General features: G+C 46.5%; 3 protein-coding genes and 1 riboswitch. All 3 genes read right to left on the bottom strand.

Translation table 11 applies throughout. The features are described from left to right. Nucleotides 1-40: 40 nt before the first annotated feature. Nucleotides 41-234, bottom strand: a riboswitch (cobalamin riboswitch). A 360-nt stretch (nt 235-594) separates the two neighbouring features. Then, complete coding sequence (locus RDW05_RS06175) at nt 595-11,721, bottom strand: hypothetical protein (RefSeq protein ID WP_307978237.1); 11,127 nt, start codon at nt 11,719-11,721, stop codon at nt 595-597. Between the two features lie 441 nt (nt 11,722-12,162). Further along, nucleotides 12,163-13,131, bottom strand: a complete 969-nt coding sequence (locus tag RDW05_RS06170) for a tripartite tricarboxylate transporter substrate binding protein (RefSeq protein WP_021720217.1) — start codon at nt 13,129-13,131, stop codon at nt 12,163-12,165. A 27-nt stretch (nt 13,132-13,158) separates the two neighbouring features. Then, nucleotides 13,159-14,175 carry a sialidase family protein gene (locus RDW05_RS06165; RefSeq protein ID WP_307978236.1) on the bottom strand — a complete coding sequence of 339 codons (1,017 nt, stop codon included), beginning with the start codon at nt 14,173-14,175 and terminating at the stop codon, nt 13,159-13,161. Nucleotides 14,176-14,332 lie beyond the last annotated feature (157 nt).

Below are 14,332 nucleotides of genomic sequence, written 5' to 3'. Positions count from 1 at the left end.
TAGAACTTCCTTCTCCTTAAGTATGTCTAATCTCGTAGACACTTAATGTACACAATCAGTCAGTACCCTGGCTTAAGATCATTGCCACTTCATCCCTTGGTAAGAGGTTTAAGCAGAAGCTTAATGATAAAGTAGCTCACTTTCACAGTTGCGGAACAGCGTCGAAATCACATCGGACTTCCCTGTGAAGAAGATATTCGGCAAAATATCTTCACCTAATTGCTTATACTAATATTATAACGCACAACCTGTAGTAATTGCTTTCTTTTGTTATGCGTGTTTTTCATAAGGGGTGTATCACTTGCACTTTTCTGTTATTGGTATTTCTTATCATGTAGAGTTTACCATATATAGCCTTTGACGTCAAGTGAAATTTGAATATATTGTGACTTTGTTGATTTTGGTAATCTGACAAGGGAGATAACTATTCGCAGTAGCAATTCAGGATATTATTTTATTATTTTTTATCGGATTCAGTTATCAAAAAGCAAAGCAGCTTTCCGTCTAATAACGGATAGCCGCTTCGCTTTTTTGATGATGTATATTCAGCTGCAGCGCAGCCTTATATATCAGGGAATAACTTGTTGAAAGCTCTTAGAACTCGAAACGCAGGCCTACATTTGCCTTCCACTTACGCTCGAAGTCGCCACCGAAATCCTTAGCAAAGTCTGCATAGATATGGCAATTGTCGCTCAGGTCATAGCTGCTGCCAACGCTCATTTCCATCCAGGTATCGCTGCCGTCGAAGCTGGTGTGCTTATAGCCGCCGTCCTTAGCAAAGTAGCTTGCAGTGATGTCGCCATTGAATTCATGTGCGCCATACAGGCCAACATACACGCGGCCTTTTTCGCTCTTAGCACCTGCTTCTACACCGAAGCGTGCTACCAGGCTACTGTAAGCGTCCTGGTCAATTCTCATGCTGTCGTTCGGAGTATGCGCAGTGTAATCCTTGCTGCCTACCTGAGACCAGGTCAGCTGTGCTTTCGGAGTGAAGTAGCTTGCCTCGCTACCGAAGGTCTTGCCATATTCCATGGTCAGGCCATATGCGTTAGCTTTGTAATCGCCATGCAGCTTCAGGCTGCGGATTTCGTTGTAAACGTCGTATTCGTTTTCAACGCGACCGGCTTTTGCTGCTACGCGCAGGTAGGACTGGTCTGCGAAGTTCTTCACGCCGTATACACCAAAGCTATAGAGCTGGTTGTCGCCCTTGCCGCCCAACAGGTAGTTGGAATCGCCATTGCGATAATCAAAGGCTACGCCTGCATGCCAGCCGTTTGCCAGAGCTTTGTCCAAGCCAACCTGTACACCACGGTAGGTGTTATCATCTCTAACGCCCTTAACATCAGAGCTTGTCTTGCCACCCAGTGCCTTAGCAAAGATACCGTCTTCATCTGCCAGGTCTGCACCAGTGTAGGTATCCTGCATGTTGTCGCGCCAGCTATGCATGGAGGTCGTTGCAGCGCTTCTTACGCCTTTCATTACAAAGGTTTCATAGTTGCCATTGTAAATCTCAGCCCAGTTAACACTATTATCAACATACTGGCCCTTACCGTTTTCATCCCAGCTCATGTTACCGAGGTACTTGCTTGCACTAGAAGCAGTCAGGCCATCGGCAATCTGTACCATACCGGTCAGGTTGCTGCCATTTGCTTTATGGTCAGTGTAGGTAAGCTTATGAGCCAATGCCTTCAGGGTTGCTTCAACTGCAGCTTTATCGTCCATGTTGATGCCACTGTTGTCTGTGGACAGGATTACGCCGGAATCCTTAGCAGCCTTGTTGATTATAGTATCACCAGACTTGTAGTCTTCGTCCTTGTCGCCTGCATTTTCGTGACCATAGATGATGGTTTCCCAACCGCTGTAGCTTGCAATCTTGAGATTCTTAGTTCTCTTGGCCATGTTCAGGTAGCCGGTCTTTGCTTTGCTCTCGCCACCATTAATGGTCAGGCCTTTATCAGCAGCTACTGCAGGTGCTTTGGCCATTCTCAACAAGGACATACCTTCAGCATCGTCCTCGTCGTCAGTCAGGTTCCAGGTTGCACCATTAGCAATATTCATTACAACGCTGCTGTCATCGTCAACATTATAGCTACCAGTCAGCTCGGATTTTGCATCATTCAAGGTGATTTCAACGTTACCGCCATTGTTTGCAGTTACATCACCGTTGATAATGCCGGTTGCATTACCGCTGTCTATAGTAATGTTACCGCCGTTGGCATTGATATCACCCTTAATGTTCAGAGCGCTGTTGTTGGTGTTGATATCTACATTGCCGCCTTCGCCTGCATTGATTGCAGCATCAGTACCGTTGATAACAGTGCTGCCATTCAAGGTTACGTTGCCGTTTACTGCGTCGATACCTACATTGCCGCTGATTTCGGTGTTACCCTTAACATTAACATCCGCACCATTGGCCTTAATGCCAGTTTCACCCTTCAGCTCCAGCTTAGCCTTGGTGCTGTCGATGTTAATGTTGTTCTCGGTTGCATCTACTGCAGCGCCGCTTTCAACCTCAATCTTAGTCGGATCCTGAGTGAATACATAAGAGCCGTCTTCCTTCAGAATGCCGTCCTTCTTGTATTGATAGTCAGTCTTGGCATCGCCGGTAATACCCTGGTTCTTTTCAGTAGCTTCAGGCTTCTGGGTTTCCGGATAGCTGAAGCCAGGCTTCATAGAACCGTTCTCCAAGCTGCCTTTGCCACTTTCAGTACTGAAGGCAATGTTGCCGGTCTGCATTGCTGCACTGCTTGCAGTCAGACCGTCGGCAATCTTCACGTAACCGGCCAGGTTCTTCTCGCCCTTAGTGAAATTGCTGTAGGTCAGCTTGCCTGCCAGGCTGTTCAGCACGTTAGCTACGCTGTATTCATTGTCCATTGCAATACCACTGTTGTCGGTAATCAGTGATACTACAGAGCCTTCTGCTGCGCTTCTGATAATGGTGTCGCCTGCTGCGTAGTCATCAGCTGCTTCGCCGTTGCCGGTGTGAGCGTAGTAGATGTTGGTGTTGCCACTATAGTTGTCAATGGTCAGGTCATATTCATCATTTTGGAAGATGTTGCCTGCATGTGCTGCATCGCTGCCGCCTACGAATTTAGCAATATGGCTGCCTTCGAATTGATCAACAGCTTCGCCCCATTGCTCATTGTTCCAGATTGCACCATTCTGCAGGAAGACATTGATTGCACCGTAGAATTTCTTATCGCTGCCATATGCCGAATTGCCTTCATCCTTAAAGCCGTTATAGGCAATGCCGGTCCATTCGGAATCTGCAGTTGCCAGGCCAAGGTTTACTTTAGTATAAAGCTCAGGCTCTCTAGCATTAATTGCACCGGTAGATGCGCCTACGTTACCCTTCAGCACCAGCTTGTTATCTCTTGCACTGATTGCATCGTAGTTTTCATCAAGGTTAACGTTCATGCTGGTAGTGCCGGATTCAGCAATCATTGCATAGTAGTTATGCTCGTTATCTTTGTTGATTTCGATGTTGCCGCCGCCGTTAATCGTCAGCTTAGCATGACCGCCGTTGGCGAACAGGCAGTTGCCGTCAATCTTAGCATTTACATCACCGTTGATGGTAACCTTCGGTCCCATCTGCAGGCTGTAGTTGCTGCCGCTGTATACCAAAGAGCAACCATAGTAGCCCCAAGCACCATCTCTGGAGGTCAGGCCCCATTCGCTGTCTTCGTTACCCATAGCAGTTACATTGCCATTGAAGGTTACTTCAGCATTACCTGCTGCATACAGGCCCAAGGTATAACCAATGCCCTTAACATTCATTTCTGTGTCGCCATTGATGGTCAGCTTCATCGGGTTATCCTTGTTCTGCTGGCCCTGGCCGCCTACGTTGATGCCCTCTACACGACCGTTGGTACTGTTAGCGTTGAGCACCAGCTTGTCAGCAGTAATAGTTACGCCGTCAGTGCTGTTAGCACCAATTGCATGAATGGTAGATCTGTCGGTAATGTTGGTGTTAAAGGTCAAGGTTTTGCCTTTTGCATCAATGGTAGTAGCCTGGTTCATGTTAGAGCCATGTGCATTAGTTGTAGTAATGCTGCTGTTTTCAGTGAACTGATACAGGCCTTCGCCCTTAATTACGCCAGCCTTATGGTATTCCTGATCCTTTTCTCTTACGCCGTCCAAAGTAGTAGTGAACTCGTTGGTAATCTGATGATCAGGTGCCGGCAGGAACGGTCTGATGCTGTCTTCGTCCTTCAGGCTGCCTTTGCCGTCTTCTTTGGAGAACGCCATATCGCCAGTGTACATTGCTGCGGAAGAAGAAGTCAGGCCATCGGCAATCTTCACATAACCGGTCAGGTTATTTTCGTCCTTAGTGAAGTTGCTGTATGTCAGCTTGCCTGCCAGGCTATTCAGTACGTTAACAATGCTGTCAGCAGAGTTCATGTTGACGCCGCTGTTATTGGTAATCAGAGATACTACAGAGCCTTCTGCTGCACTTCTGATAATAGTGTCGCCTGCTGCGTAGTTATCAGCTGCTTCGCCGTTACCGGTGTGTGCATAGAAGATGTTGGTATTGCCGCTGTAATTATCAATGGTCAGGTCATATTCATCATTTTGGAAGATATTGCCTGCATGGGCTGCATCGCTGCCGCCAGTAAACTTAGTTACATAGCTGCCGGTAAAGCCGCTCGGAACCTCTTTGCCGTTCTTCTCGTTGGTCCAGGTTGCACCATCTGCCAGCCACAGATTAAAGGTACCATAGCTGGTTGAGTTATCACCGGAAGTAACTTCGTAGAGGCTGCGGCCGTTCCAGCTGCTGTCCTTGCCCTGTAATGCCAGATTAACGGTAGAAGTGGTAGAAGTTGTTTCATCCTCCCACTCATCATAGCTTTCAGCAGACTTGGTGAAGACATCGCCATCAATCTTGACAATACCGTCGCCTGCCTTGCCATCTTTAATATTAACATTGATAACGCCATTATCATCAGAATTCAGTGCAATGTAATTAGCTGCCTTGCTATCCTTTTGGATATCCAGGTTGCCGTTCATGGTAACAGTGCCGCCGCTGCCGCTGTAAATACCATTGCTTTCTGTCTGCGCAGAGGTAGTAATGGTGGTGTCTGCATCAATAGTAATCTTACCACCGGTTGCATAAACACCCTGTGCCCTAAAACCGGTTGTATCAGTGCTGAGCTTCAGGCTGTCAGCTTTAATAGTAATATCCTTAGACTTGCCATAGCTATTACCGGTAGCAACCGCACGTGCAACATTGCTGCCCTTCAGAACATGGTAAGCTACGTCCAGATTCATGCCATCGGCATTAATCGTAATCGGTCCGCCTTTGGATTCAATAGCACTAAGGTTAAAGCTGTAATCACCCTTGGTTACATTAATAACTGTATCCTTAGTGAAGTTGTAAATGCCTTTTTGGGTTTCAATGCCCAAATTTACATATTTCTTATCAAGGTTACCGGTAATAGGATCTTTAATAACAGAATCGTCTGCCACTACATAATCATAGAAGCCCTGACCTGGTGTCTTCGTGCCTGTTGCATCAGTAGAGAAGCTGATATCGCCGGTCTTCAAGGCTGCAGAAGAAGCAGTTAAGCCGGAAGCAATCTTGACAGTACCTGCCAGCTTGCCATCATTAGCAGTGTAGAAGAGCTTCTGTGCCAGCTTGTTAAGAACTTCATTAACAGTATTCTGGTCTTCAGCCTTATCATATGCGTTAAAGCCTTTAGTAATGCCCTGGTTATCAGTGATAAGCGTAATATTGGAGCCATTATTAGCCTGTCCGATGGTAAAGCTGCCGCCAAGAATATTGGTCGGATTATCAGCATCATGGCTGTAAATAACAGTAGTGTTGCCGCTGTAATCAGCTACACTGATATCGCCTGCATCGCTTGCCACAAAGATGCTGCCTTTATTACCGGAGAAGGAAGCAAGCTTGCTGGCACCATTTACATTCCAGATAGAATTATCCAGCTTCAGGTGCATAGCATTGCCATTGCTGTAACCGGTCCAGGTTGCATTATCCAGATTAGCGTTTACAGTGTTGCCGGAAAGGTTATTGCCGGTCCAGGTTGCACCATTACCCATGTAAAGGTTAACGATGCCTGCGCTGCTGCCGTTAGCATTGCTTACATTGCCCTTCCAGAAGGAATCCTTAGTATTCAGGCCAATGCTTACATCTGCACTTGCACCGGCATTATCCATGCCGCCGCCGAGATATACATTGCCTTCCATCTGAACATTATTGTTGCCTGCACCGATAATAGCGCCTTCAGCATCCTTCTTGACATTCACATTAACCTGTCCGCGGTTCTTGGAAGCGAATTCACCATAGGCGCGAATAGCATATTCTGCTCCGTTAATAGCCTTGATGACACCGCCACCAACCTCAACCTTGGAGGCAACTGCACTGATTGCTTCGTTAGCACCGGAAGCATTGCTCTTATCAGCCACAACATCAACTAGACCATCAACAGTGATAGTAGACATAACGCCGCTTACACCGTTCATGCTCTTGATAACTGCAGCATTTGCCGGAGCAGTGCTGTTAGCACGCAAGGTAAGCACATTATCAGCACCGGCATTGTGAATATTAATCGTACCGCCGGCATTAACGAACAGTGCGCCTGTCTGACCATTCTTGGTGCTTGTTGCACTGACAGACATTGCACCGGCATTATTGATGTTGACTACACCCTTGCCAATAGCTGCGATACCGGTTGTATGGGTATCAGTTGTTGTATCTACAGTCAGCTTGTTGCCATTCATATCAATGGTAACATTATGATTTTCGTCGGAGCCGGAAATAGCTGCGCCAATCTGCGGAACATACGCACCACCTGCAATCAGATGCTTTTCAGGTGTGATGGTCGTGCTGTCTGCAGTAAATACATAGGTGCCATCGTCCTTCAGTACGCCTTTTTCTATGTAAACCGTATCAGCAGCTGCATCACCGGTAATTGCCGTAGTAAATTCTTTAGTTATCTGGCTGCCGGGCTTGCTAGTCTTATAAGCATAGTAGCCCTGGCCAGGTGTAAGGGTGCCTGTGTCTTCAGTAGAGAAGGAAATATCGCCGGTCTTCAGTGCTGCGGAAGAAGCTGTCAGGCCATCAGCAATCTTCACTACGCCAGCCAGATGACCATCAGTATAGTTCTTGTAGAACAGCTTGCCAGCCAGGTTGTTCAGTACGTTAGCTACTTTATCCTTGGCATCAGCGGAATCTCCATCTGCAAAGCCGGAGGTGATGCCCTTATTATCTGTAATAAAGGTGATAGCAGAGCCTTCTGCTGCATTGGTAATATTGAAGCTGCCGCCAATAATCTTGGTCGGATCACTAGCATCATGCTCATAGAATACAGTGGTATGACCGCTATAATTTACAACAGAAATAGGATTCTTATCCTTTTGGTAAATCAGACCTGCGTTATCTGCATCCTTGCCGCCATGCAAAGTTGCCAGCGTGCTGCCTGTCCATACAGGGTTTTTGTACGCTATGGTCGTAGTTGTCACATGCGATTGCTGTTCATTGGTCCAGGTTGCACCGTTTTGCAGATACAGGTTGAACTGGCCGATATCATGCGTGGTGTTACCGCCGCTGCCATAGTCATCATTATACTGGTCATAAGCTGCAACGCCCTTCCAGAAGGAATCCTTATCATTCAATGCAACATTGAGAATGCCTGCGTCATTCCAGTCAATCAGCTCGCCGCCGGTGTATTCCACAACCTTCTTGCCATATTGGCCGGTTGCATACATATCACCGGTAATCTTGGTGGTCGTATCGCCTGCAGCGCCGTCCTTCATGTTGATATCCAGCGTGCCTTTATCTACGCGGACTGCATAGAAATTATGAGATTTATCACTGTCTTCGGCTGCCGTGATGGTACCGCCGCCTACAGATACCTTGGTATCCTTGCCTGCCAGTCTAATGCCACTGCCGCGTACACCGGAGATATCCACCGGGCCTGTAACATTAACAGAGGAGGTATCACCAGTTACCAGAATACCGGAAGCATTCATGCCTTTGCCGCGTTCTCTAATACCCTTAACATTGCTGATTGTCAGCGGGCCATCGATATTAATCTCGCTCTGCTTGCCCTGGATATTAATGCCGGTTGCGGAATCACCCTTAGTGGTAATATCAGTAATTTCTACCGGGCCGGAAATATTCAGATGTGCGTTTCCGTCAGCATAAATACCATGAGAGCCTCTGGTATCCGTATTGTTTGCAGTAATCGTCAGCTTTTGGTCAGCAGACGGATTTATAACCTTGATATAAGTATTAGCGCCTGTGTAAATAGCTGCTGCCTGTCCGCTGGTTTGTGCAACATTCAAAGCCAGTCCCTTACCGGACATTTTTACAGTCATCGGTTTGGATGGTTCAGTTGATTCGCCTGCGTAAATAGCGCTGGCAAATTTATTATTACCAGCATTCGATTCAGTTACAGTAACATGTGCTATGCCGCTTTCATCAAGCTCACGGCTCAAGCTGATATCTTCAGACTTGGTAATAGAACCTGTTTTATAATTGGGTTTCTCCTGTTCGGGAGTATAATCATAGAAACCCTGTCCAGCTTTTTTCGTTCCATTGCTGCCATCAGAGAAGGTAATATCGCCAGAAGCTTTTACAGTAGCGCTTACACTAGATGCTGTCAAGCCATCAGCAATCTTAACAACGCCGGACAGATTTGCATCCTTGTAGCCTGTGTAGAACAGCTTATTAGCCAGCTTGTTCAGTACTTCCTTAACATTATTCTTTTCTGCAGCAGTATCGCTATCCTCAAAGCCGCCAGTAATGCCCTGACTATCAGTTACCAAAGTAATCTTGGAACCGGCAGCCGCTGTCTTAACAGTGAAATTGCCACCATTGATGTTCTGCGGATTATTGGCATCATGACCGTAAACAACAGTTGTGTCACCGCTGTAATCATATACGGTAATACCCTTGTCGGAATTTTGGTATATTACACCGGAACCGTCCAGCTTAGAAACATTGCTGCCGGCAAAAGTTGTCTTCAGCGTATCTACTGAACGACCGGTTTCATGATTCCATACAGAGCCCTCTGCCATTGTCAGATTAAACTGTCCGGCCGGGGCATTATATGTACTGCCTGGAATATTGCTTACTGCGCCTGTCCATTGAGAACCCTTGGTCATGTTGACATTGATAACAGAAACTTTATTGTCAGTTACCTTCATGTCACCGGTAACGTCCAGAATTCCTGCGGTAATGCCTTCACCTGTATTAAGGTTAATGGTACCCTTATTAGCCTGTAAAGCATAGTATTGGCTATAATCCGTACCGTTAGACATATCCGCAGCTTTAATAGTTGCGCCTGCAGTAGATACAGTTGAACTATTCAATGCACGGATTGCACTGCCCAATACGTTTTCAATATTAAGATTGCCTTTAACAGTTATATTAATAGGCGCATCTGCACTTGAAGAACTGTCTGCATAAATACCGGCAGTGTTCGGTCCAACCTTGTTGCCGGTCAGAACATTCTTGATGGTCAAATCTTTTTCGAATACAACATTGCCTTTGGTACTTACATATACACCATAAGCACGCTGAGTAGCACTAGATTTAACTCCGTCTATCTCAACATCGGTATTTGCGGTAAAGCTGCCGTTTTCACCTACACGAATGCCATAAACATAGTTAGCTTTAGTATCAGCATTGCCATCAGCACCAAGACCGGCGGAAACCTTCAGGACGCCATTGCCCTTGGAATCCTTAATCTCCATGCTCTTATTGTCATCAACATAAACGGTTGATAAATATTTCTTTTCGTCACCACTTGTGTTAAGCTTCAAGGTATGTCCCTGTAAATCAACTACAAGCGGAGTTACTACGTCGCCTACTGCATACATTGCACTGGGAGCATCACCAGATACACCAGTCTGAGGGTTGGTAACATTGATAGAAACAATGCCGTTGACATCGCTTACACGTGTTTCATCAATATTTTCAGATTTTACAATAGGACCAGTTTCATAAGGCTTATCATCCTTCTCCGGAGTATAATCATAGAAGCCCTGGCCACCCTCGGCAAAGGTAATGTTGCCAGTCTTCATCGTAGCAGAAGAAGCAGTCAGACCTTCAGCAATGGATACGCTGCCTTTAAGGTTGCTGTCGCCTGCCATATACCACAGCTTGTGTGCCAGGGAGTTCAGCACTTCACTGACATTGTTTTTATCTGCAGCAGCATCACCTTCAGCAAAGCCTTTAGTAATACCATTGTTGCCAGTGTAAAGCATCATCTCGGTGCCGGTTTTGGCATTAAGAACCTTCACATCGCCACCGATAATAGTGCCCGGAGTAGCATCAGCATGCTCGTACCAAACCTTGGTAACGCCTTCAGCCTCAGCAATCTGAATAGGATCGCTGTCATTTACTCTGATGATGCCGGCAGATGCACTGTCTTTGCCGCCAACAAGACTGCTCAGATGGGACATGCCATCATAGTTGCCGTAGCTTGACTGGCTGTATTGCGGCATATGGCTGTAATCCAGACCATCCTTACGGGAAGCATTTTCATAAATCCATTGTGCACCATTCTGCAGCCACAGGTTTACTTCACCGGAATGGTCAGCATACACCGGCATCATATCCGGGTCGTACCGCCAACCAAAAGCTACATTGGAATCCGCAACATCATAGTTCAGATTTGTATTATCAATAATACCTTTCCAAGAAGAATCACTGGTGGTCAGAGCTAAATTAATGCGCCCATCCTGATAAACATCGCTCTTACGTGTATACTCGGAGCGCTTCATGGCCATAATGTTGCCGACAATTTCAACCTTGCCCTTTTGCGCTTCCATATTCTTTACATTAACATTAATTGTGCCGCCGTAGCATGCCAGAGAATAGTAAGGCTCGATGAATTCGCCAAAGCCTTCGACAGAATTTTTTTCTCTGTACGGAGTAATGATACGGGTAGAATCGCCTACCAGAGAAACGGTAGCCAGGTCATACGGATGTACACCTTCAACGGCATCATATGCACCTACATTGACAGCAGTACCGCGTACAGCAACGTCTACGTCACCATTAACAGTAATATTGCCACGTGTATAGCCAACGTTGAAAGCACTGGGCTGCCAGCGTGCGCCGGTATAATTGGCGTCATAGCCATTATCCATGGTAACTGCACCGCCAGGACCTACATTACCATGCACATTTTTGGTAATAATGCCCCAGGGATTGGAAGGATCATCCTTGCGCATTTTAACGTTACCGTTAATGACCAGGTCAGCACCGTTAGCAACGGTAACACCTGTAGAGGCATAGTCAGAGGTGGCAGTAATATCCAGATTACTGTTGACAGTAATCTTACCGCCGCTCTTACAGCCGCTAGCTATAAAACCATTCACACCAGCATAGGGATTATACTGGTTGTTGGACTGGTAAATGTGAAGCGTACCTTTGCTACCATCTGCGCCTACGTTACTAAAGATGTAGCTGTATTTGTCACCCTGAGAGGCTGTAATACCATCATCATTCTTTACCGTAAACGTGTGGTCCTGACCTTGGAAATCATAGATAATAGTGTTAGTAGCTTTGTCGAGCTTTACCGTATTGCCATCGTCTCCGATGATATCAAGATCATCATCAACATAGCCGGTAAGCGGGTCAGTGTAATCTGCAGCAAAAACCGGTGCTATGAGAAAGCTCGATGCACTGGCTGCCAGGAGAATACCTGAAACAAGCGACTTCCATTTCTTACTTTTGAGTTTCGTTTTCATAACTTCAACTCCTTTGTGTATAAAACACTCATCAAAATAAATATAAAAACAAAAAAACTGCGCAAAAAGACAATTTATACAGCAAATGCCTCACAGAACATCGCTATACAAATCCATCTCTTCTCGCAGAATTTTTCTAATTGAAAATAATCAGTCTATTGCATTGCTATTTTGCAATTCGGTCGTAACTGATTATTGCTAGCAAATATCTATATATTAGGTAAAGGCAACTTATAAACAAGCAGTTTCTGACCTAGGGGGTGTTATACAAATATCGCTAATTAGTATTTACTTCCTATTTAATTCTAGCATATCGAAAATTTAATTGCAAGTAAACCGATATACTATTTCCTTGTTTTTTATGTAAACAAAAAAAACGCCGACGTCCGCAAGCCTTTCGGGCTGCAACGTCGGCATTTTCATTTACGCCTTACGGCGATTTTATTTAGCTTTCTTCAGGAATTTTTCATACATTGCATGGTCTTCGGCCATCATCTTATCAGCATCAGCACCGATAATACAGGTCGGGTCGATACCCTGTTTCATGAAATAATCCTTGAATTCCTTGGATTCGCAAACCTTTTTAGCAGCAGCGCGCAGAGCTTCCAGTTTTTCTTTCGGAGTATCCTTAGGAGCAACCAGTGCTGCCCAAGCGCGAACGGTCATGTTGTGCCCCAGCTCTTTGAAGGTCGGAACATCAGGATAGATTACGCTGCGGGTATCAGCCATAACAGCAAGAATCTTCAGGTTGCCTGCATCTACCTGGCTCTTGAAAACAGACGGGTCAGCCAGGGTTGCATCGATGTGCTTGCCAGCCAGAGCAGCAGCAATGTCAGCAGATCCTTTCGGATACGGTACATGCTTGAATTGTACGCCGAATTCTTCTTCAAAGGAAAGTGCGGCAATATGCCAGATAGCGCCGATACCGGAGTTACCCATCTTCACCTTGCCGGGGTTTGCCTTAGCAAAGGCTACGAATTCGTCTACACTGTTATAAGGAGCATCCTTCGGCACAATCAAAGCTGCCGGAGCTGCAATCGGAGCGCAGATAGCTGCGTAATCCTTATAGGTGTTTTTGCATTTGCCCTGATGCGGGAACATAGCCAGCTCAACGGTAACCATGCCCAGAGTATGACCGTCGGGTTTAGCGTTAGCCAGCTCTACCATGCCGGTTACACCGCCGCCATCGGGTTTGTTTACAGGCACAAATTTGCTGCCCTTCAGCTCTTTTTCCATGAACTGAATCAGACCTCTGGCAGAGATATCGGTACCGCCGCCCGGAGCCTTAGGAATAATTACGGAAATATCCCCGTCTGCAGGATAAGCTGCTTTTTTGCTGTCGCCACCGCAGCCGGTAAGCATAACAGCCATGGTCAGCATAGCCATCAGCACAACTAAAATTTTCTTCATTGTCTTACATCTCCTTATATTTAAAATTTAAAGGGTAACAAGTTCATCCGCGCTCAATCTTACACAAGCAATGTTGCAACGTTTATAGGTGTAAGTGATAATAATATTTTCCCCTTCAGCAATAATCGCCGGATAGGAAAATTCCGCAGGCTCTGTTTCCAGGTCAAACAGCTTTTGCCAGCTCGCACCGTCATCTGTAGATTGGAACAGACTTAAGGGAGAACGTTGACCCCAGTTGGCAGCCACAGGATTGCACACCAAATAGAGCACACCAGCGGCAGTACGCACCAAGTCAAGACCGCTGTTATTGTTCGGCAGGCTCAAAGCGTAGGCACTGCACCAGGTTTCGCCGTCATCCGCAGAATCGCTGCGATAGATAAAGCCCTCACTGCTGCGCAGCAGCATATGCACGCTGCCATCCGCACTCTGCCACAGGCTCGGCTGAATCACGCCGCGTCCGTAAAAGGACTGCTGGCTGACGGCAATATTACTGTCGGCAGTCTTTTCGCCTGCCTGATACTGCAATCCCTCAATCTTCACTGCAGAGGATTTATGCCAGGTTGCGCCATCATCATCGCTGATATCTGCAAAGGCCTTCCAGATACCGTGTTCGGTAGAAGCACCGGCAAGAATGCTTCCGCTCGCCAAGCGCAAAGGCTTGTTTCGTACAGGTCCGCGCCCGCCGCTCACATCACCGGGCACAAGCTCCTGCGGTCCGCTCCAGGTTTCGCCGTTATCCGCAGACTGCAGCAGCCACGTCTGCCAGTCGGCAATCTGCTGTCCCTGTTTGTAAAACAGCAGCAATCTGCCGTCCGCGCCCGCAAAAAGCACCGGATTCCAGTTCGCCGCCGCCCCGTTCACCAGTAGCTGCGGTTCACTCCAGCCGGCTTCCGTACGTCTGCTGAGGTAAATACCTACATCGCTTTCGCCCTCATGCGTACCGCCGAACCAGCAGCACAGCAGGCTTCCATCTGACAGTGCCAGCACTGTCGAAGCATGGCAGAACTCTGTAGGCAAACAGCGCATAATCAATTCCTTTTGCATTATATCAATCACATCCAAAAAGTCGCATAATTCTATAACATAAATATTGTAACACATATACTAAAGAGCGTAAACTATTTTCTTCACATTTCTGACAAAATTTGCTGTCGCTCGAGCAAAAAAACATCACAGATTGCCAAAGAAAAATCACGCAAGC

The organism is uncultured Phascolarctobacterium sp. (genome assembly GCF_902463975.1).
GTDB lineage: Bacteria > Bacillota > Negativicutes > Acidaminococcales > Acidaminococcaceae > Phascolarctobacterium_A.
Note: the sequence above shows the minus strand (reverse complement) of the source record. Positions and strands in the feature narration are given on the sequence as shown.